We start from the raw sequence: 20,321 nt of genomic DNA, 5'->3' as shown, positions 1-20,321 counted from the left end.
AAATCACAGCCTGCGCCGGATTTTCTCCACCATGGCTGTGGTTGAGATCCCGTAGCGGTCATGAAGGGTTGGCAACGCGCCCGCATCAAGGAACGCATCCGGCAGCGCGACGGTATCGAAATCCACGTTCACGCGGTTGCGCATCAACAGCGACGCGACGGCTTCGCACAACCCGCCTACGCTGCTGTGGTTTTCCGCCACGATGACCAGCCGTCCCGGCTTCGCGGCCTGCGCCAGGATCGTCTCTTCGTCCAGCGGCTTAATGGTGGGCGAGTGCAGCACCGCCACGCTGACGTTATCCTTACGCAGCTGCTTCGCCGCCTCCAGCGCACGCATGGTCATCAGGCCTGAGGCGACGATCAGGACATCGCTCCCCTCTTCCAGCAGCGCAGCTTTGCCAATCTTAAACTGGTAGTTGTACTGGTCCAGCACCACCGGCACCTTGCCGCGCAGCAGGCGCATATAGACAGGGCCATCGTGTGCTGCCATCGCCGGCACCGCCTGTTCCGTGTCGATTGCGTCACAGGGATCGATAATCGTCATGCCCGGAATACCGCGCATAATCGCAATATCTTCCGTCGCCTGGTGGCTCGGCCCGTAACCGGTGGTTAGCCCCGGCAGCGCCGCGCAGATCTTCACGTTCAGGTGCTCTTCAGCAATCACCTGATGGATAAAGTCGTAGGCGCGGCGGGTAGCGAAGACGGCATAGGTTGTGGCGAAAGGAATAAAGCCCTCTTTCGCCATGCCGCCCGCGGCCCCCATTAGCAGCTGTTCGGCCATGCCCATCTGGAAGAAGCGTTCCGGGTAGGCCTGGGCAAAAATGTGTAGATCGGTGTACTTTGACAGATCCGCCGTCATGCCGACGATCTCCGGTCGCTGTTCCGCCAGCTTTACCAGCGCGTGGCCGAACGGTGCGGCGCGCGTCTCCTGGCCCTCTTCCGCGATAGAGGCAATCATCGCCGACGTGGTTAAACGCGGTTTTTTCTCCGTGGTCTGGCTCATTACAGCACTCCTTCAGGTTTGTTGGCATCCAGCACGGCGAGTGCCTTTTGCCACTCGTCAGCATCCACGCGAATAAAATGGTTCTTGTCACGCTTTTCGAGGAACGGCACGCCCTTGCCCATCATCGTGTCGCACAAAATGACGCGCGGCTGGTTTTCCGGGTAGCGTTTGGCGTTATCAAACGCCGTCACCAGCGCAGGAACATCGTTGCCGTTCACGCGCTGCACGTACCAGCCGAAGGAGGTCCATTTATCCTCCAGCGGCTCAAAGCCGAGGATCGCGTGCGAGTTGCCATCCGCCTGCTGGCGGTTAATGTCCACCAGCACGATCAGGTTCGACAGGCCGTGATGTGCCGCCGACATCGCCGCTTCCCAGGTTGACCCTTCGTCCAGCTCGCCGTCCGACATGGAGTTAACGACCCATGCCGCGCTCTGCTTGTGCTTCAGCCCCAGCGCCATGCCAACGCCAATGCTTAAGCCCTGCCCCAGCGAACCGCCGGAGATCTCCATACCTGGCGTGTAGGTTGCCATACCGGACATCGGCAGGCGGCTGTCGTCCGCACCGTAGGTCTCCAGCTCCTCTTCAGGAACGATCCCGGCTTCAATCAGGGCCGCATAACAGGCAATGGCGTAATGGCCGTGGGAGAGCAGAAAACGGTCACGCCCTTCCCACTCCGGCTCGCCCGGCTTAAGGTTCATTCCGTGGGTAAACGCGGTGGCCAGCACATCGGCATAGCCCAGCGCCTGCCCGATGTAGCCCTGCCCCTGCACTTCGCCCATGCGCAGCGCGTAGCGGCGAATGCGCCAGGCCGCGGCGGCAACCTGTTGAACTGTGGTATCCGTCATCGTCGTATCTCCTTAATGGATCAGCATCCCGCCGTTCACGTCGAGCGTGATACCGGTGGAGTAAGAAGAGAGGTCGCTGCCGAGGAACAGCGCGGCGCGGGCAATATCCTGCGCGTCTCCGAGGCGGTTAAGCGGAATGCCCGCCAGAATGGACGTTTTCATCTCATCGCTCAGCTTGCCTGCGGTGATGTCCGTCTGGATAAGACCCGGCGTGATGCAGTTTACCCGCACATTGTCGGGCCCCAGCTCACGCGCCATGGCTTTTGCCAGTCCCAGCACACCCGCTTTTGCAGCGCTGTAGTGTGGGCCGCCGAAGATGCCGCCGCCGCGCTGGGCCGATACCGATGAAATGCAGACGATGCTGCCCGACTTTTGCGCGCGCATAGTGGGAATAACCGCCTGGGACATTAGCAACGTGCCGCGCAGGCTGACGTCAAGCACCGCATCGTAATTTTCGCGTTTGATATCCATCAGCTTGATCGGCTGAGTAATGCCGGCGTTATTCACCAGAATATCGATGCGCCCGTATTTCCCCAGCACCTGCTCAATGGCGGCATTAACCTGTAATTCATTGCTGACGTTCGCCGCAAGGCCCAGATGTTCGTCGCCCAGGCTCACGGCGGCAGCCCGGCTGGCTTCAGCGTTTAAATCGATAATCACCACTTTCGCACCCTGTTCGGCATATAATTTCGCCGTAGCGAAACCCAAACCGCGTACGGAAGCCGCGCCGGTAATAACGGCGACTTTATTTTTCAGTAGCATATATTTACTCCATTCGGACAAGAGAGATTTAATGATTTATTTCGGCTCTTCCAGCAGCATAATCATAATTAAGCCAATGGCTGCGCAAATACCGAAATAAACAAACACGGAATTAAAACTACCTGTTTTATCCAGCAGATAACCTGCCAGCATCGGGGAAACAAATCCGCCGAGATTACCGCCGCTATTGATGATGGACGCGGCAATGGGATAGGTTTTACTGTCCGCAACAGCCATGCCATAAGCTGTAAAAGCGGGCCAGCCAATATTCAGACAGAGACCGACAAAAAATAGTCCGACGCAAACCGCCACGGTGCTTTGCGGAATATTCAGCATAATGACCATCATTAAAACGGTGCTGATGGCGGTAAACATCATGGTCGGTTTACGTCGGCGGCCGAGCAGTTTGTCTGAGACGTAGCCGCCAAAAATCGCACCGATAAATCCACCGATGCACGGCATGCTGGCGACCAGCCCCATGCTCATAAACGTAAAGCCTTTCTCTTTCACCAGATAGAGCGGGATCCACGTCAACAGTCCGTACAGCACGCTGACCATCATAAAATAGGCCAGGCAGTCGCCGAGAATATTCTTCGAGGTAAACAGCCCTTTCACCGTGCTTACCGGGGCTAACTCCCGCACGCGGATCAGCCGATCGAGGCGTGCAAAGCCCGGTGAAATCACGATGTTTTCACGTCTGGCGTCCGGCGTCTCCTGACCGGCGGTAATGGTCTCCAGCTCCGCTTTAGAGACGAATGCGCTCTCGGACGGCTTCGTGCGTACCAGCAGATACCACAGGACGGCAATGACCAATCCTGGGATCGCAAAGGAGAAGAAGACCCAGCGCCAGCCCCAGGTCATGGCGATCCACACGGCCAGCGGCGGCACGAGGATGGGCGCGAACATGGTGGCGGCGATGTAGACGCCCGTGGCCGTGGCCTTCTCCTTTGGCGGAAACCAGTTATTGATGGTGGAGGCCAGCCCGACCGGGCACGGCCCCTCTGTTAACCCCAGCCCCAGGCGGATACACTTCAGGCCCAGAACCGAGGTTGCGGTGCCCATCAGCCAGGTAAAGGCAGAGAAGCCGAATATCGACAGTGCCACCATGCCGCGAATTCCCTTTTTGGCAATAAAAAAGCCCGCAGGAATTTGGCTCAGGGCGTATCCCAAAAAAAACATGCTGGCGATGGCACCGGCTTCGAAATTATTGATATGAAATTCGTCAATGATAAACGGCAGTACCGCACCAATATTTGTTCGGTCAGCATAGTTAATGGCATAAACAATAAAAATTAATGCCAGCACAACGAAACGGTAATTGGTTTTTTTAGTCTTTATGTAGGGGACAGCTTGTTCTATACGAGACATAACTTACCTCATTATTCGAACACCATGAGTCGTTTTATTATTGCGTTCAACGTCAATATATCGGCTCACCCATGAAACGCCATTCAATAAAGCTCATTTATTGCTGAGATAAATTTGATTCGCGATACAGCTCAAAAAAATAACATCGGGATAAAATTGCCCGCTCGCAGTCTCAATGTTATGTTTTTTATCAATTATCGTGTAAGGAGTAGGCCATGTCCGCGCAGGATCGCCAGACGTTATCGCTGCCCTCGCTCAGAAATTTGCAGGCGTTTATCGCCGTTGCTAACGCCCTGAGCATCCATCAGGCGGCGGAACAGCTCAACGTCACGCCTTCGGCGGTAAGCCACCAGATCGCGTCGCTGGAATCGTGGCTGGGCAAGAAATTATTTATCCGCAGCGGCAAAGGGGTTCAACTCACCCCGACGGGAGAAAAATATCTGCGGGAGGTCTCGGCGGCGATGAGCGCCATTGGGCGCGCCACCGATCAGATCGTGAAAGAAAAAGACAATGCTGTGCTTCGCGTGCACTCTTCCCCCACCTTCGGACTGTCATGGCTGTTGCGCCGTCTGGGCAGATTCCGCGCCGAATATCCTGATATCACCATCAATCTCACCTGCTCCTATGAGAACCTGCAGTTCGCCAGAGATAATATCGACATTGATATCCGTCATGGTATTCCGGACTGGGATGCTTACCGGGTGATGACCATTAAAAACGACACGCTGGTAGTATTGGCCTCGCCGGGCTATGCAGAAGAGCATCCCATCAGCACGCCCGCCGATCTGCTGCAACAGTCGCTTATCTCCTCCACCAGCACTCTGGTGAACTGGGAAAAATGGTTCGCCTGGCACAATATCGACAGGCCCTGGCTCAATTTCAGCCTCAGCTTCGACCGTTCCTACATGAGCTTTGAAGCGGCGCGCATGGGGCTGGGGTTTATTCTGGAGAGCAAAATGATGGCTACCGATCACCTGAAGGATGGCTCGCTGGTACAGGTGCTGCCGGATGAGATGGGAATCGCCATTAACGCGCATCATCTGGTGATGCCGCACATGAACGAACGCGCGTGGAAGATCCAGCAGTTCGTCGAGTGGATTGATCGGGAGTTGCGATTGTCGGGGTATCACCTGTAGCGATACCCCATCGTGGCGTCAGGCGACCGTGCCCCAGACGAGATTCCCCTTGTGGAACGTCGCGGTGCGCGGAGAAATGCGCGCCACCGCCTCGGCGGAACAGGAGGCGTCCACCAGCACAAAGCTGGCGTCGTCCTGCGCTTTCGGCCATACGCGTTCACCTTTATCGTTCAGCGGCAGCACGTCGCCGGTGGCGATGCCGAGCGCGCGGGAGAGCGTCTGCTCGTTCGGGCGAATATAGAGCTGGGCGTACAGATTGGCTTTCTCCAGCATGTCACCCAGACCGTACGGCGACCAGTGGTCGATCACGCTGTCGGTGCCGGTCATAACAAACACGCCCTTCTCCCGCAGTTGCTTCAGCGGCATGTGCAGGGTGCCAATCGGCACGGTGGAGGCGATGGTCACCTGCTGCGCCGCCATGCGGGTGGCAATCTCATCCACCTGCTGCTCGTTGAGCGTCGCCAGCGCGAAGGCGTGGCTGATGGTCAGCTTCCCCTTCAGCTCCGGCGTTTTCTCCACGGTTTCCACCATGTAGTTCACCGCCGCCACGCCCGCCGGGCTGGTTTCATGGAGGTGAATATCCACCCCTTTGTCGTAATCCAGCGCAATCTGGAACATAGTATCGAGCGATTTCTCCATCGCGCCGTCAACGCTGGTTGGGTCCAGCCCGCCTACGTAGTGCGCCCCCGCCTGCATCGCCTCGCGCATCAGCTTTTCAGCGTTGGAGAGCAGCAGGCCGTGCTGCGGGAAGGCAACGATTTCGCAGTCAAAACCTGCGCTGCGGCGCGCCAGCACCGCCTGCAAATTTTCCAGGTTTTTCAGGCCGGAAACCGGCTCAATATTGCAGTGGCTGCGGGCGATGGTGGAGCCTTTGGACTGGATCAGGTCGATCAGCTTTTCGGCGCGTTCTTGCGTGTAGGGCTGTAACTCCGGCAGCAGCTTCTGCTCCAGGCGGATCATGTCCTGAATGGTGGTGCCCGCCGGACGGTTCAGGGAGCGCCACGGGCCGCCGTAGAAGGTTTTATCCAGGTGAATGTGCATGTCGCGCATCGCCGGAAGCATCAGCTTTTTACCCGCGTCGTAGTGCGGAAGGGTCGCGTCGGCGTGGCTGCCGTTATCGCGCAGGGCGACAATTTTCCCGTCTTTTATCTCCAGCGTTTTCAGCTCGGTGCGGGTGCTCGTCGCCACGCTGCCCTCGAAATTAAACCCGGCTTCAAGCAGCACGTTGTCCAGATAGTAATGTTTTGCAGTGATGTTCATCGGTTTCCCCGTCTCGCAGGTTGCCTTTGCAGAGTCGGCAGCATACGCGACGGAGCCGGTGGCGCCAAACAGCGCGCAGGCGGTGACCATTTTGCCGCTCTGGCTGATAAACTCGCGGCGGCTTTTGTTTTCACTCATCTTATCTTCCTTCATTAACAATGTGGGTACCCGTTTCACCGCGCAGCGCCGCGGGCAGGCAGTCCGGCGAGGTGATGATCACCCGCCTGCCGCCGTGGCGTAAAAATGCCAGCGAGGCGACGATTTTGGGCAGCATGCTGCCCGCCGGAAAGTGTCCTTCGTCCATGTAGCGCGTCATCTGCGCCACGCTGACGGTGTCCAGCGCCTGCTGGTCTGGCTTGCCGAAGTTAACGCAGACTTTCTCCACGCCGGTGGTTATCACCAGCACGTCGGCGCAAATCTCGCGGGCCAGCAGCGCGGTGGAGAGATCTTTATCGATAACCGCATCCACGCTCTGATAATCCCCCTGCTCGCTGCGCACCACGGGAATGCCTCCGCCGCCCGCGCCGATGACCACAAAACCTTTCTGCGTTAGCGCCTTAATCGCATCCGCCTCGACGATGCGCAGCGGCTGGGGCGAGGCCACCACGCGGCGATAGCCCCGGCCTGAATCCTCGACAAAATGCCAGTCCGGGTGCGCGAGCTGTAGCTCGTCGCGCTGCGCCTCGCTGAAGAACGCGCCGATCGGTTTTGTCGGGTGCGTAAAGCCGGGATCGTTTTTATCCACCTCTACCTGGGTGACGACCGTGACCGCCTTTTGCTCGCCGCGCGCCGCCAGGCGGTTGTTGAGCGCCTGTTGGATCAGGTAGCCGATGCCGCCCTGGGTATCCGCCACGCAGTTTGCCAGCGGGGTCAGCGGCAGCCCTTCCCGCTCGTGAGCGATCTCGGCGCGGCGCAGATCCAGCCCCACCTGCGGCCCGTTGCCGTGGGTGAGGACGATGTCATAGTCGGAGGCCAGCATTTCGAGCACCGACTCGGCCACCGCTTTGACCGCCTGCGCCTGATGTTCAACCGACTGGCTGGCGTTGTCTTTGATAATGCTGTTGCCGCCGATGGCGACGACCATTAGCTCTTTCATACGTTTTCCTTCGCAACAGTAACTTCAGCGCTCGCAACTTCGCGGCTGTCGAGGAAATGCTTCACCACAAACATGCCGCCCATCATCAGGTAGGCCGTGACGAACATCAGGGAACTGCCCTCGGCAAAGCCCACCACTGGCGCGTGGATCACGCCAAACAGCGCCAGCAGCGCGCCTCCTGCGGCGGCGACGGCCCCGCGCAGCGGTTTGTTGATGATGGCGAAGATAGCGATACAGCCCCAGAGCATGCTGGCGAGCGGCGCACCGTTGCCGAGGTGCATCAGCCCCTCGTAGTAGATCCCTTTGCTGTGCAGCACGTCGGTGCCAATTTTCGCCGCGCTGGTTCCCGCCGCGCTCATCACGCTATTCATCATGGTCAGCGCCCAGTTAGCGATCCACGGGAACAGGCAGATAAAGATGACGGGCACCTCCACTTTCGGCGTTTCCCGCACCACCTGGTTGGCGGTGACGACGCCGATAAACACCAGAATCGGCACGATAGCGGTCATCGGTATGATGGCGAGCATAAAGGCCCCCAGCCCGAACAGCGGCACGATGAACATGGTCACGCCGGACGCCAGCGTGTAGCCGATGCTCGCCCCCATCGCCTTCCAGCCGGGATGGCCCACGTAGACCGTGACCGGGAACGGGTTGCCCATCAGGCAACCGAGCATGGAAGCCAGGCCGTTCGCCAGCATCACCTTGCGGGTCGGGTACTCATCCCCCGCTGCGTGGGCGCTTTCGATGTTCTCCAGGTCAAAGATGTAGTTCGCCAGCCCCAGCGGTACGGCGGACGCCAGATAAGGCAGCGCGTGCGGCAGGCCCTGCATAAAGCTGTCCACGTGCACTTCCGGCGGGTTAAAGCCGAAGGATGACATGGACGCCTTAATGGCATCCGGGCTTTGCAGTCCGGAAATCCACGCCAGCGCCGTTCCGGCAATCAGCAGCAGCAGGCCGGTCGGGATTTTGGCGAAAATCGGCTTTTTACCGAACCAGTTAATGAAGATCAGCAGCAGAACGATGAACGACACGGTGGGCGCTTCGAACGCCTGCAACATCGGGTTCATCGCCAGCAGCAGCAGGCCAAGACCGGACAGGCACGACAGCAGCACGGTACGCGGGATCATCTTGCGAATGGTCTCACCCAGGAACGAGCCGCCCGCGAGGATCATTGCTTCCACAAAGCACCACACCAGGCCAATCTGAATCGCGAAATCCGCATCCCTGGTTTGCTGGTAGACGGGCATCAGGACCAGGAAGGTCACGGTAAAAATCGAGGGTGCGCTCGGGCCGGACGGCAGCGCGGTGACGTCCGTACGTCCGGTGGTGCGCGCCATTTGCAGACCAAACCATGTGTAGCATAAGCTCGCTACCAGCACCGCCAGCCCGAAGGCCGGCGCGATGCGTCCATAAACAATCTCCTTCGGGATGCCGACGACAAAAATGAGCAACCCCATCATGGTCAGCAAATTAGTCAGGTTGTTGGTCATCAACCCGAAATAGGCCGCCCAGTCACCTCTTTTCCACTCCAGTTTCATGTTTTTCATGGATGCATACCTTATAGAACGTAGCGATCGCGGAAGGTCAACAGCGCCTTTTCAAAACAGCTAAACGGCGGGTGAACGATGCCCGCCCCAATCATGCCGATGCCCGCGTCTTTGTGGGCAATGGCGGTGTTGATCACCGGCAGAATGCCGCTGCCCGCCACTCTGGTGATATCGATGGCGGTTGGAATGCCCATAAACGACAGCAGCGGAATGGTGACGTTCGGGTTCTCGCCGAGGGTGATCTCGCGCATCTGGCGCGAGAAGTCGATGGCTTCCTCAACCGTGCCGCCCACCAGCGCAACGATGGCCGGTGCCGTCGCCATCGCAAAGCCGCCGATGCCGTAGGTTTCGGTGATGGCGCTGTCGCCAATATCCAGTCCGGAGTCTTCCGGCTTGTAGCCCGCGAACATCGGACCAATCACCTGCTGCGCCGGACCGGTAAACCACTGCCCCGGCAGGCCGGAAACGCGCAGGCCGAACTCGTAGCCGTTGCGCGCCATGGTGGTCACGACGGTGCTGTATTCAATGCCGTGAGCGGCATCCAGCGCGGCTTTACACATCGCCATCCACGTCGGGCCGGAGAAGTAGTCGCTGCTGGCGACAAACTCAAACACCTCGCGCTGCTGCTCCACCGGGTAGCCCGCCTGAATCAGCCCCGGCGTCAGCGCCTGGATCAGCAGCGTGGTGCCGGCGTTGTTGCGGTTGTGGCACTCGTCGCCCATGTGCAGCGCCTGGGCCAGCATCAGGCGCAGGTCGATTTCGCCGATGATATTCATCGCGTCGCGCAGCATCGGGCCGAGCACGTCGCGCATCCAGTTCAGACGGTCGATCACGCTCTGGTCGTTAGCCCCCATGCGCAGGATCTTCGCCATCTGCTCGCTGAGGTTGGTGAACGCCCGGTTGCCGTAGGTTTTGTTCTCAACGATGTGCATAAACATTGACGCGGAGGTGACGCCCGCCATGGAGCCCACGCAGTCGTGCTCGTGGCACGGCGAGAAGGTGATCTCACCTGAAGCCGCCAGCCTTGCGGCACCCTCCAGATCCGTTGCCAGCTCTTCAAATACCAGCGCACCGGTAACCGCGCCCTTCATCGCGCCGCACATGTTTTCCCAGGCGACGGGCGGACCGGCGTGCAGAATGGTGGTGCGGGTCATGCCCGGCACTACGTTAATTGCCTGGTCATAGCCCACCAGCACCGGGTGAGACTGGATGATGCGCTCAAGGGCGATTTTGTTCGCGGCGGCGATCTTCTCCGCCAGCGGTTTCTCTGCCAGCAGGTCGAGCGCTTCAACAACCTGCATGTTGCCCTGCCCCGGCGGCGTCCAGTCGAGCTGGGTCACGGGAACGTGCTGCTTTTTGAGGTCGTCGCTGAACATCGCAATGCCGATGTTAATGACGTTAAGCGGCTGGTTGAATAAAGTGGTCATTATGCGTTCTCCCCTTTGCAGACAAATTCGCGTGCCAGTAATCCGGTGTTGGTGCTGCTGCTGGCCCAGATGACGCCTGCGTCGGTCAGCCGCTGGCACTGCTGCGCCAGCGACTGCGGATCCTGGTCGGTGCCGAGCACGTAGCCGAGGATCTCCAGCGGACGGTTATCGGCTTTCGCAATGGCCTGTGCCTCTTTGATCGCCTCGATCATCACCCCCACCGGATCCTCGTGCGCGCCGAAGCCGAGCACGAAGTCCATCACGATGACGCCCACCTGCGGATCGCGCGCCTCCTGTAGCAGGCGGCTGATGCGGTTGGTCGGGTCGATCATTGGGTGCGGTTTGCCGTTGGTGAAGTCGTCGTCACCGAAGTCAAGGAAGGTGTGGGCCTGGCTGACGCTGATGTCCTTCAGGCGCTTAGCCGGATCGGGCTGGATATTGCTCCAGACATCGTCGAACTTCTCCAGCGCGGCAAACATCGCTTCGTCGCACAGGGTGCCGCCGCAGAACAGGCCGCGAATGTACTTCTGCTGCGGGGTCAGGCGGGCGCGCACCTCTTCAATCAAAGGCCAGTTGAGCGGATGCAGATCCAGGGACTCTTTTTTAATGCCGGTAAGCAGCACCGCCTTCAGCGCCGCCTCTTTGGTGCCACGCGCAAACTGCAGGCCGTCTTCATCGGCGGGCGGTTCGCTGCGGCCGAGGAAGCAAACAACCACCGGCTTGCGGCAGGCTCTGGCGCGGGCCAGCACCTTTTCTGCCACCGCTGGCGCAGGCGGCTTGGAGATGAGCGCAATCACCCGGGTGCCCTCATCCGCCTCAAGCATGTCGATGGCGTCGAGCATCATCAGGCCGCCGATTTTCTCGCTGAGATCGCGCCCTCCGGTGCCAATCAGCTGCGACACGCCGCCGCCGAACTCGTGAATGCGTACGCTCAGCTCTTGGCTGCCGGTGCCGGAAGCGCCAACAATCCCAATCGGCCCGCGACGCACCGCGTTGGCGAAGCACAGCCCCGCACCGTTGATGATGGCGGTTCCGCAGTCAGGCCCCATCATCAGCAGCCCTTTCTCATGCGCCAGCTGCTTCAGCGCCAGCTCGTCGTCGAGCGACACGTTATCGGAAAAGAGCATGACGTTAAGATCGTTTTCCAGCGCCTGACGCGCTTCGCGGGCGGCAAAGGTGCCGTTGACGGAAATGACCGCCAGGTTGCTGTCCGGGCGATGCGTTTTGGCGCTGGCAATTGTCGCGTAGCGTGCTTCATGGGTGCCGCCGCTCGCTTTATGGGTAAATAAAGCTTCTATTTCCGCCAGCGTTTCATCGTTCGCCGCGTCGCCTTTAATCACGATCATCAGGTCGCCATTTTTGGCTTCCGCTAATTCCGGCGTGAGCAGCCCGAGATTTTTCAGAACGCCTTTATTCATTTCCGTCGCCATTGCCACAAACGCCTGTTCGACGCCCGGCAGTTTATTGGCTTTGGTGGAAACCGACATTAAGGAAACCGAATCGAAATACGTGTTCTTTTTTATGACGATTTTGGTTGGCATTGTTTTCTCCTGAATACGGATAAAAGGGGGCCGCCGTCGCGCAGAATGCACGTCGGTAAAAATACTGTTTGAATTAACGGCCAGCCGGACGTGGCTGGCCGAATGCGTTATGCGCCCGCCGCCAGCAGCAGGTCGGCTATTGCATCGAAGCCTTTTTCCCGCGCCAGTTCGAGCGGGGTTTTGCCGTATTTATCGGTCATGTGCGGGTTCGCGCCGTGATCCAGCAGCAGCTTCACAATTTCCTGCTGCTTTGCGCCGCCGTCATTCAGCACGATGGCTTCCAGCAGCGGCGTCCAGCCGACAAAGTTAGTGTGGTTGACGTTAATATCGGTTTTTTCCAGCAGCTCGCGCACGATTTCAACGTGGCCTTTTTCACTGGCAGGGGTAATGCCTACGCCGCCGAAGCGCGTCAGACGGTCGAGATCCGGATTCGCCGGAAGAACGATGCGCAGCAGGGTTAAATCATTAGTCAGGCAGCTTATCAGGAAGGGGTTAAAACAGGTCTGGTCCTGTTTATCAATATCCGCGCCGGCGGCAATTAAAAATTCCACGCAGGCATAATGCTTTTTCAGGCTGGCAATAATAATGGCGGTTCTTTTCTGGCGGTTGGTGGCGTTAATATCCACGCCGTTATCCAGGCAGGCTTTTAGCGCGTCGATGTTGCCCTCTTCTGCCGCCAGCAGAAATTCCGTAACGAGTGCGTTTGCAGACATATTCAGTCTCCCAATGTTTCACTTCTGATGACCTGAGAATAGCAACAGCCTGATCACAAAAGAATCCGCTTAAAAATGATTCATCGACACGCAATTCATTGTTGAGTTAAATTCAACAGTCAGGCTAAAACGTGCGTCTGTGCAACCTTTTTCTTATGGTTTACCGTTTTTTAGCGCCTCAGGCAGCATTATCCTTATGGTTGTAAAAGCCTTGCAGGACGCGGCTCCGCGTAAATAGTCAGAACTGTGACAGACTTCAAATATGATGTAACGGCGCTGTTAAAATATGTTCAAAACTGATGGCTGAGGATGCTGTGATATGAATTCCATCTTTACCGAAGAGAACCTGCTGGCCTTCACCACCGCGGCACGCTTCGCCAGCTTCAGCAAAGCCGCCGCCGAGCTGGGTGTGACGACCTCCGCCATTAGCTACACCATTAAGCGCATGGAGACCGGGCTGGACGTGGTGCTGTTTGTGCGCAACACGCGCAGCATCGAGCTGACGGAGTCCGGGTTTTATTTTTACCGTAAGGCCACCGACCTGCTGAACGACTTCCACGCCATCAAGCGCGGGATTGATACCATTTCGCAGGGCATCGAGGCGCGAGTGCGCATCTGCATTAATCAGCTCTTGTATACGCCGCGCCATACCGCGCGTTTGCTGCAGGTGCTGAAAAAGCAGTTTCCCACCTGCCAGATCACGGTGACGACCGAGGTGTATAACGGCGTATGGGATTCGATCATCAACAATCAGGCCAACATCGCGATTGGCGCGCCGGATACGCTGCTGGACGGCGGCGGGATTGATTACACCGAAATTGGCGCCATTCGCTGGGTGTTTGCCATCGCGCCGGAACATCCCCTCGCCTTAGTTCCCGAACCGATAGCGGAGAGCCAGTTGCGCCTGTACCCCAACATCATGGTGGAAGATACCGCGCATACCATCAACAAGAAGGTCGGCTGGCTGCTGCACGGTCAGGAGGCGATTCTGGTGCCGGATTTCAACACCAAGTGCCAGTGCCAGATTCTGGGGGAAGGGATTGGCTTTTTGCCGGAATACATGGCAAGAGAAGCGATGGAAGACGGTCTGCTCATCACGCGGCGTATTAACAATCCGCGGCAGGACTCGCGCATGCTGCTCGCCACGCAGCATGCGGCGACCGGCCAGGTGACGCGCTGGATCAAACAGCAGTTTGGCCCGGAAGGCGTATTAACCGGTATATACAGTGATTTACTGTGGCGTGCTTAGTTTTTCGTCTGCACCCAAAACGCGTGGATAAGGCCCGGGAAGTAACCCAGGATGGTCAGAAGGATGTTCAGAATAAACGCCCAGCCCAGTCCCTTGCCAAGCAGCACGCCCAGCGGCGGGAGAATAATCGTAAAAACAACGCGCCAAAAACCCATAATCACTCCGTGCAAGCTAACCAATTGAAAATTAAAAAGAGACATTTCTCTAAGCATAGCCAGTTTACGGGTTACTGCCATTCGTCTCTCGCGCTTTTACCTGCCTTTACCCTCTTTACACTGGCTTAAGCCCTTCCTTAAATGTTCTACTACTCATAAATTGACCGTAAGGAAACATCATGTCTCTTTCTCTTATTTCGCCACAGCAGGCGAACGCGCTTATTAAAGAAGGCGCAAAACTGATTGATATTCGCGATCCCGATGAGTATGCCCGCGAGCATATTCCGGCAGCACGCTCCATACCGCTGGATTCTTTACCCGGCGGGCTCAACGCTGCCCCTGGTGAAACGGTGATTTTCCACTGTCAGTCCGGGACACGGACATCAAACAATGCTGCGCGTCTTGCGCAGGCAGCGTTGCCGGCTCAGGCCTTCGTGGTTGAGGGGGGCATTCAGGGCTGGAAGCAGGCCGGGCTGCTGACCGTTGAAGATAAATCCCAGCCGCTCCCGCTGATGCGGCAGGTACAAATTGCCGCCGGGCTGCTGATTCTCTGCGGCGTGGTGCTGGGTTATAGCGTCTCCAGCGGCTTTTTCCTGCTGAGCGGTTTCGTCGGTGCCGGGCTGCTGTTCGCCGGTGTGACAGGTTTTTGCGGTATGGCACGGTTGCTGAAAGTGATGCCGTGGAACCGTCATACCTCATAAGCAGTAATCAATGAATTACGCTGTACCCGGCATCAGACGTCGGCTAAGGTGAAGATCGCTAAAACGATGAGGAGGTTATATGTTTTCTGTCGGTGATTATGTGCAATCGCTTAAAGGCGGCCCAAAGCTGAAAGTGCTCGAAGTGAACGGTGAAAACGTGGTGGCGGTACAGGCCAGCAATGAACAAGGCGAGAAATATACGCTGAAAGCGGCCGATTTGGCGCCGTATACCGAAGAAGGTGATTTCGGCGTCTGCTGAACAGACAACCGGGCGGCTTGTTCCGCCCGGTCCACGTATTAGATCAGAAAATCATCCAGTGATTTACCCTCTGCCAGCGCGCTGGCAATAGGCTTCGGCGTGCGGCCCTGGCCGGTCCACGTTTTTTCTTCACCGTTCTGGTCAATAAAGCGATATTTCGCTTCACGCGGTTTACGCTTTTTAGTCGGTTTACCCGCCTGCGCCAGTTCTGAACCCAGCAGGTCAGTCGGAGAAATACCATCGGCTTTCATCAGTTCCAGCAGGGTATTAATTTTTTCCTGCTGTTCAGCGCGCTGCTGCTCTAATTCCGCCAGCTCATTGCGTTTTTCTTCAGTAACGACCCTGACCTTTTCCAGCATTTCCTCAAGAACGTCCAGGGTTAATTCTCGCGCCATCGCGCGCAGGGTTCGGATATTATTAAGATTCTGTAACGTCAAAGACATATTATTGAAAACCTTTTCTTTGGGGTAAATAGATAAATCGCCCCAAGAATAATTCATTTCAGTTGAAATATCTACCCAAAGGTCCAAACGGGCATAAATGTAAATATATTTAAATATCGCCGTTAATAATAGCGCATAGCATTGGCGGGAAACACGTGGATCTAATCACCGAATCAATATAAATGGTCAACTTTAATCCAAATCACAGCATACTGCGCTATCATCAGGGGAGTGGATTTCTGCGTCAAAAGCAAAACATCTAAGCCACTGATTTATATAAGTAAAACATTTGATGGGACAGATTATAACGAACCGGATAAAAAACAACCAATTTTAGAGAATATTGTGGACAAAAGGCGAGTAAATAAAAATTAATCACTAGTTGTTAGTTCAAACATAGAGATATACGCTATACACCTCAAACAAACCAACCTAAAGCACTAGCCGCTGAAGGAAAACCGATTCCACTGCGTTCTTCTCAAGGAGTTCAGACATGTTCTCGCCGCAATCTCGCCTGCGCCACGCGGTGGCGGATACTTTCGCGATGGTTGTCTACTGTTCCGTTGTGAACATGCTGATTGAAATATTCCTCTCCGGAATGACCTTCGAGCAGTCACTTTCTTCTCGTCTGGTGGCGATCCCGGTCAATATTATTATCGCATGGCCTTACGGGCTATACCGCGATGCCGTTATGCGTTTCGCGCGCCGCATCAGCCCGGCGGGCTGGATGAAAAATCTTGCCGACGTGCTGGCGTACGTCACGTTCCAGTCGCCGGTCTACGTGGCTATTCTCCTGACAGTGGGCGCGGACTGGCACCAGATCGCCGCAGCGGTCAGTTCGAATATCGTGGTATCAATGCTGATGGGTGCGGTATACGGCTATTTCCTCGACTACTGCCGCCGCCTGTTTAAGGTCAGCCAGTACGGCCAGGTAAAAGCGTAATGTGAAGCGACTGGCGAAAGCCAGTCGCAGATTTACTGTACGTCGCCAAACAGTCCCTTCAGAAACCGCTCCAGCGCCATACGCGAACTGAAACCGTGCGGAATACCATAATGCTCATGCCGTTCACCGCCTAAATAGAGCGGAAATTGCTGATAGTGATCGCAGGTTTTAATATCCGAGGCAGGCTCAGCAAATGACAGACTTCTGTCTTTCAGCGTCGGGTGAATAATGAGAGCGGTACGTCCCATCCTGGCTTCACGATTAACATAAACATAATTCTCGCCGCGGCGATATCCATACGCTTTTGGCGTCACCTCATCCATGGTGAATCCCTCTTTTTCAAGAACGCGTGCCACCTCGTCAGGTCGTAAATACATATCTTTTCCTCGTTATCTTTTCCTGCCCGGCAACCTTACAGTAATCAGCATTAGCAGGGCTTTCAGAATAGTCCATAAACTGGCGGATAACGCGTGACGCGCTTCAGATATTAAATTTCTGAACTAAACTAAACGGGAACACAAAATTACGGAGGATCGTATGTTTAACAGACCGAACCGAAACGATATTAACGACGACGCGCAGGATATTCGTAATGATGTCAGCCAATTAGCGGACACGCTTGAGGAAGTGCTGAAATCCTGGGGATCCGATGCAAAGGATGAAGCAGATGCTGCGAAACGTAAGGCTCAGTCTCTGCTCCGTGAAACCCGCGCCCGTATGAACGGACGTTCACGCGCTACGCAGGCGGCCTGCGACATGGCAAGCTGTGCTACGACCTTCGTACGTGAAAAACCACTGTGTACGCTGGGAACCGTCGCGGCGGTCGGCATTTTTGTCGGAGCCCTGCTCAGCCTGCGTAAGTAAGCCCGCATTCTCAACCCCGGTAGCCTCAGGCGCCGGGGCTTTTTTATGCCTGTAAGCCTGAAAACCCGTACAGCCCGCCCTGCCCCGCTGTGCTCATCATCAGGGCAATATTAATCTGAATTTCCCATATCTTGTATGGTTGAATCTTTTATCAACTACATCTAGTATTCCCTTAAGAAAGACACACACTCTATGACGCGTTAACTCGCGCCGTTTTCTCATTCTAAATGGAAATACGAATCATGAGCATTATTATTTACACTCGTAACGATTGTGTTCAGTGCCACGCCACCAAACGGGCGATGGAGAGCCGCGGCGTGGCGTTTGAGATGGTAAATATCGACCTGGTGCCCGATGCCGCGGATACCCTGCGCGAACAGGGATTTCGTCAGCTTCCGGTAGTGGTTGCCGGTGATACCAGCTGGTCTGGCTTTCGCCCGGACATGATTAACCGCCTGAGCGCTCAGGCCACGCGTGCATGAGTGGGCTGGTCTTCTTCTCCAGCAGCTCAGAAAACACGCTGCGCTTTATTGAGCGCCTCGGGCTGCCTGCGGTGCGTATTCCGCTCAATGAGCGGGAGCGCATTCAGGTAGACGAACCTTACATTCTGGTGGTGCCCAGCTATGGCGGCGGCGGTACGGCAGGAGCAGTACCCCGCCAGGTGATCCGCTTTCTGAACGATCCTCATAACCGGGTACTGATTCGGGGCGTGATCGCGGCGGGCAATCGTAATTTTGGCGATGCCTTTGGCCGCGCCGGGGATGTCATCTCTCAAAAATGCGGCGTGCCGTATCTCTATCGTTTTGAACTGATGGGGACACAGCAGGACGTAGAAAACGTGCGTAAAGGAGTGAACGAATTTTGGCAACGACAACCGCAGAACGGGTAATTCAGGCGACGCCGGACTACCACGCATTAAACGCGATGCTTAACCTCTATGACCGGGAGGGGCGCATTCAGTTTGGCAAAGATCGCGAGGCGGTAGAGGCTTTTTTCGCCGCCCACGTGCGGCCCAACAGCGTGACGTTTTCAAGCCAGAATGAACGTCTCGACTATCTGGTTAACGAGGGCTACTACGAGGAGCGCGTCCTGGCCCGCTACGATCGTCCCTTCGTGGTAAGACTGTTTGAACGTGCGCACGCCAGCGGTTTTCGCTTCCAGACGTTTCTTGGCGCATGGAAGTATTACACCAGCTACACCCTGAAAACCTTCGACGGCAAACGCTATTTAGAAAGCTTTGAAGATCGCACCGTGATGGTGGCCCTGACGCTGGCCCAGGGCGATGAAGCGCTGGCTGAACGGCTGACGGATGAGATCCTCTCCGGCCGCTTCCAGCCCGCTACGCCCACCTTCCTCAACTGCGGCAAGGCCCAGCGCGGCGAGCTGGTCTCCTGCTTCCTGCTGCGCATCGAAGACAATATGGAGTCGATTGGCCGTGCGGTGAACTCGGCGCTGCAGCTTTCCAAACGCGGCGGCGGCGTGGCGTTTCTGCTCTCGAACCTGCGGGAAGCGGGCGCGCCGATCAAACGCATCGAAAACCAGTCTTCCGGCGTCATCCCGGTGATGAAGATGCTGGAAGATGCGTTTTCCTATGCCAACCAGCTTGGCGCGCGCCAGGGGGCGGGGGCGGTTTACCTGCACGCGCACCACCCGGACATCCTGCGTTTTCTCGATACCAAGCGCGAAAACGCCGACGAAAAAATCCGCATCAAAACCCTGTCGCTCGGCGTGACGATCCCGGATATCACGTTTAAGCTGGCCAAAGAGAATGCCGATATGGCGCTCTTCTCGCCATATGATGTGGAGCGGATCTACGGCAAAGCGTTTGGCGACGTGGCGATAAGCGAGCTTTATGACGAGCTGGTTGCAGACGATCGCATCTGCAAGAAATACATCAACGCCCGCGATTTCTTCCAGACGCTTGCGGAAATTCAGTTTGAATCCGGCTATCCGTACATCATGTACGAGGATACGGTAAACCGCGCCAATCCGATTGCCGGGCGCATCAACATGAGCAACCTGTGCTCGGAAATTTTGCAGGTCAACAGCGCCTCCGCTTACGACGAAAACCTGGACTACGCGGAGATCGGCAAAGATATCTCCTGCAACCTCGGCTCGCTGAATATTGCCCACACCATGGATTCGCCGGATTTTGGCCGCACGGTGGAGATTGCCGTTCGCGGGCTGACGGCGGTATCGGACATGAGCCACATCCGCAGCGTGCCGTCCATCGAGGCGGGCAACGCCGCGTCGCACGCCATCGGCCTGGGACAGATGAACCTGCACGGCTATCTGGCACGGGAAGGCATCGCCTACGGCAGCCCGGAAGGGCTGGATTTCACGAATCTCTATTTCTACACCGTCACCTGGCATGCGCTTCATACCTCAATGATGCTGGCGCGCGAGCGCAACCAGCGGTTCGCAGGCTTTGAGCAGTCGCGCTACGCCAGCGGGGCGTATTTCAGCCAGTATCTGGAAGGCGACTGGCAGCCGAAAACCGAAAAAGTGCGCGCGCTGTTTGACCGCGCCGGCATTCCCCTGCCGACGCGCGAGATGTGGCAGCAGTTGTGCGACGACGTGATGCGCTACGGCATTTATAACCAGAACCTGCAGGCGGTGCCGCCGACCGGCTCCATTTCCTATATCAATCACGCCACGTCGAGCATTCACCCGATCGTGTCGAAGATTGAGATCCGTAAGGAAGGCAAAACCGGACGCGTCTACTACCCTGCCCCGTTTATGACCAATGAGAACCTGGCGCTGTACCAGGACGCGTACGAGATCGGCCCGGAGAAAATCATTGATACCTACGCCGAGGCCACGAAGCACGTTGACCAGGGGTTGTCGCTGACGCTCTTCTTCCCGGACACCGCCACCACGCGGGATATCAACAAAGCGCAGATTTACGCCTGGAAGAAAGGCATCAAAACGCTGTATTACATTCGCCTGCGCCAGCTTGCGCTGGAAGGCACCGAAATTGAAGGCTGCGTGTCCTGCGCGCTGTAAGGAG

General features: G+C 56.7%; 22 protein-coding genes. 9 read left to right on the top strand and 13 right to left on the bottom strand.

All coding sequences use genetic code 11. The features are described 5' to 3' along the window. Positions 1-3: 3 nt before the first annotated feature. The 4 genes from ACTJI7_RS19895 to ACTJI7_RS19880 are packed head-to-tail and all read right to left on the bottom strand — an operon-like array spanning position 4 to position 3,977. Positions 4-1,002: a transketolase family protein gene (locus ACTJI7_RS19895; RefSeq protein WP_047364369.1), complete on the bottom strand. Its 999-nt coding sequence runs from the start codon at positions 1,000-1,002 to the stop codon at positions 4-6. After that, positions 1,002-1,847 carry a transketolase gene (locus tag ACTJI7_RS19890; protein ID WP_063155563.1) on the bottom strand — a complete coding sequence of 282 codons (846 nt, stop codon included), beginning with the start codon at positions 1,845-1,847 and terminating at the stop codon, positions 1,002-1,004. Before ACTJI7_RS19890 ends, ACTJI7_RS19895 begins: the two co-directional genes overlap by 1 nt. 12 nt (positions 1,848-1,859) lie before the next feature. Further along, positions 1,860-2,609, bottom strand: a complete 750-nt coding sequence (locus ACTJI7_RS19885; protein ID WP_063155562.1) for an SDR family NAD(P)-dependent oxidoreductase — start codon at positions 2,607-2,609, stop codon at positions 1,860-1,862. A gap of 36 nt (positions 2,610-2,645) precedes the next feature. After that, entirely contained in the window at positions 2,646-3,977 is a 1,332-nt protein-coding gene (locus tag ACTJI7_RS19880; protein ID WP_063155561.1) for an MFS transporter, read from the bottom strand. 215 nt (positions 3,978-4,192) lie between these two features. Between ACTJI7_RS19880 and ACTJI7_RS19875 the strand changes: the two genes are divergently transcribed. Further along, positions 4,193-5,113 carry a LysR substrate-binding domain-containing protein gene (locus tag ACTJI7_RS19875; protein WP_028014161.1) on the top strand — a complete coding sequence of 307 codons (921 nt, stop codon included), beginning with the start codon at positions 4,193-4,195 and terminating at the stop codon, positions 5,111-5,113. Between the two features lie 18 nt (positions 5,114-5,131). On the opposite strand, the gene ACTJI7_RS19870 is transcribed toward ACTJI7_RS19875, so the two are convergent. The 6 genes from ACTJI7_RS19870 to ACTJI7_RS19845 all read right to left on the bottom strand — a co-directional run bounded on the left by ACTJI7_RS19870 (position 5,132) and on the right by ACTJI7_RS19845 (position 12,697). After that, positions 5,132-6,511, bottom strand: coding sequence for an amidohydrolase family protein (locus tag ACTJI7_RS19870; RefSeq protein WP_063155560.1), 1,380 nt, complete (start codon positions 6,509-6,511; stop codon positions 5,132-5,134). Position 6,512: 1 nt separating this feature from the next. After that, positions 6,513-7,469, bottom strand: coding sequence for a carbamate kinase family protein (locus ACTJI7_RS19865; RefSeq protein ID WP_028014163.1), 957 nt, complete (start codon positions 7,467-7,469; stop codon positions 6,513-6,515). Beyond that, complete coding sequence (locus tag ACTJI7_RS19860; protein WP_063155559.1) at positions 7,466-9,016, bottom strand: hypothetical protein; 1,551 nt, start codon at positions 9,014-9,016, stop codon at positions 7,466-7,468. Before ACTJI7_RS19860 ends, ACTJI7_RS19865 begins: the two co-directional genes overlap by 4 nt. An 11-nt stretch (positions 9,017-9,027) precedes the next feature. Next, positions 9,028-10,443, bottom strand: coding sequence for a DUF1116 domain-containing protein (locus tag ACTJI7_RS19855; protein ID WP_063155558.1), 1,416 nt, complete (start codon positions 10,441-10,443; stop codon positions 9,028-9,030). Further along, complete coding sequence (gene fdrA / locus ACTJI7_RS19850) at positions 10,443-11,984, bottom strand: acyl-CoA synthetase FdrA (protein ID WP_063155557.1); 1,542 nt, start codon at positions 11,982-11,984, stop codon at positions 10,443-10,445. The genes ACTJI7_RS19855 and fdrA overlap by 1 nt, the downstream gene beginning before the upstream one ends. Positions 11,985-12,091: 107 nt before the next feature. After that, entirely contained in the window at positions 12,092-12,697 is a 606-nt protein-coding gene (locus ACTJI7_RS19845; RefSeq protein ID WP_041908539.1) for an ankyrin repeat domain-containing protein, read from the bottom strand. A gap of 319 nt (positions 12,698-13,016) precedes the next feature. On the opposite strand from ACTJI7_RS19845, the gene ACTJI7_RS19840 reads away from it, so the two are divergent. Further along, entirely contained in the window at positions 13,017-13,946 is a 930-nt protein-coding gene (locus tag ACTJI7_RS19840) for a LysR substrate-binding domain-containing protein (RefSeq protein WP_063155556.1), read from the top strand. Here the strand turns inward: ACTJI7_RS19840 and ACTJI7_RS19835 are convergent. Further along, positions 13,943-14,101 carry a YqaE/Pmp3 family membrane protein gene (locus tag ACTJI7_RS19835; RefSeq protein WP_032644909.1) on the bottom strand — a complete coding sequence of 53 codons (159 nt, stop codon included), beginning with the start codon at positions 14,099-14,101 and terminating at the stop codon, positions 13,943-13,945. The genes ACTJI7_RS19840 and ACTJI7_RS19835 overlap by 4 nt on opposite strands. Before the next feature lie 179 nt (positions 14,102-14,280). On the opposite strand from ACTJI7_RS19835, the gene ACTJI7_RS19830 reads away from it, so the two are divergent. Next, on the top strand, positions 14,281-14,802 hold the full coding sequence (locus ACTJI7_RS19830; protein WP_028014169.1) for a rhodanese family protein: 522 nt from the start codon (positions 14,281-14,283) through the stop codon (positions 14,800-14,802). Between the two features lie 79 nt (positions 14,803-14,881). Then, positions 14,882-15,061: a hypothetical protein gene (locus ACTJI7_RS19825; RefSeq protein ID WP_063155555.1), complete on the top strand. Its 180-nt coding sequence runs from the start codon at positions 14,882-14,884 to the stop codon at positions 15,059-15,061. A gap of 38 nt (positions 15,062-15,099) precedes the next feature. On the opposite strand, the gene stpA is transcribed toward ACTJI7_RS19825, so the two are convergent. Then, positions 15,100-15,504 (bottom strand): DNA-binding protein StpA, encoded by a 405-nt coding sequence (gene stpA, locus ACTJI7_RS19820; protein ID WP_041908535.1) that lies wholly within the window; start codon positions 15,502-15,504, stop codon positions 15,100-15,102. A 493-nt stretch (positions 15,505-15,997) separates the two neighbouring features. On the opposite strand from stpA, the gene alaE reads away from it, so the two are divergent. Beyond that, positions 15,998-16,447, top strand: coding sequence for an L-alanine exporter AlaE (alaE, locus tag ACTJI7_RS19815; RefSeq protein ID WP_028014172.1), 450 nt, complete (start codon positions 15,998-16,000; stop codon positions 16,445-16,447). Between the two features lie 32 nt (positions 16,448-16,479). Here the strand turns inward: alaE and ACTJI7_RS19810 are convergent, their stop codons facing one another. Continuing rightward, positions 16,480-16,824: a DUF2002 family protein gene (locus ACTJI7_RS19810; protein WP_023308923.1), complete on the bottom strand. Its 345-nt coding sequence runs from the start codon at positions 16,822-16,824 to the stop codon at positions 16,480-16,482. 160 nt (positions 16,825-16,984) lie between these two features. On the opposite strand from ACTJI7_RS19810, the gene ACTJI7_RS19805 reads away from it, so the two are divergent. From ACTJI7_RS19805 to nrdE, 4 genes are all read left to right on the top strand, one after another. After that, positions 16,985-17,311, top strand: a complete 327-nt coding sequence (locus ACTJI7_RS19805) for a DUF883 domain-containing protein (protein WP_023308924.1) — start codon at positions 16,985-16,987, stop codon at positions 17,309-17,311. Between the two features lie 242 nt (positions 17,312-17,553). After that, positions 17,554-17,793, top strand: coding sequence for a glutaredoxin-like protein NrdH (gene nrdH / locus ACTJI7_RS19800; protein WP_041908533.1), 240 nt, complete (start codon positions 17,554-17,556; stop codon positions 17,791-17,793). Next, the gene (nrdI, locus tag ACTJI7_RS19795; RefSeq protein WP_041908531.1) at positions 17,790-18,200 is read left to right on the top strand and encodes a class Ib ribonucleoside-diphosphate reductase assembly flavoprotein NrdI; all 411 of its coding nucleotides are present in this window, start codon (positions 17,790-17,792) and stop codon (positions 18,198-18,200) included. The genes nrdH and nrdI overlap by 4 nt, the downstream gene beginning before the upstream one ends. Then, on the top strand, positions 18,173-20,317 hold the full coding sequence (gene nrdE, locus ACTJI7_RS19790; RefSeq protein ID WP_063155554.1) for a class 1b ribonucleoside-diphosphate reductase subunit alpha: 2,145 nt from the start codon (positions 18,173-18,175) through the stop codon (positions 20,315-20,317). The genes nrdI and nrdE overlap by 28 nt, the downstream gene beginning before the upstream one ends. The last annotated feature ends 4 nt before the right edge of the window (positions 20,318-20,321 follow it).

It is taken from the genome of Enterobacter sp. 22499 (assembly GCF_052044815.1).
GTDB lineage: Bacteria > Pseudomonadota > Gammaproteobacteria > Enterobacterales > Enterobacteriaceae > Enterobacter > Enterobacter bugandensis.
The sequence above is the reverse complement of the archived record's forward strand: the minus strand, read 5'-3'. Positions and strand labels throughout refer to the sequence as shown.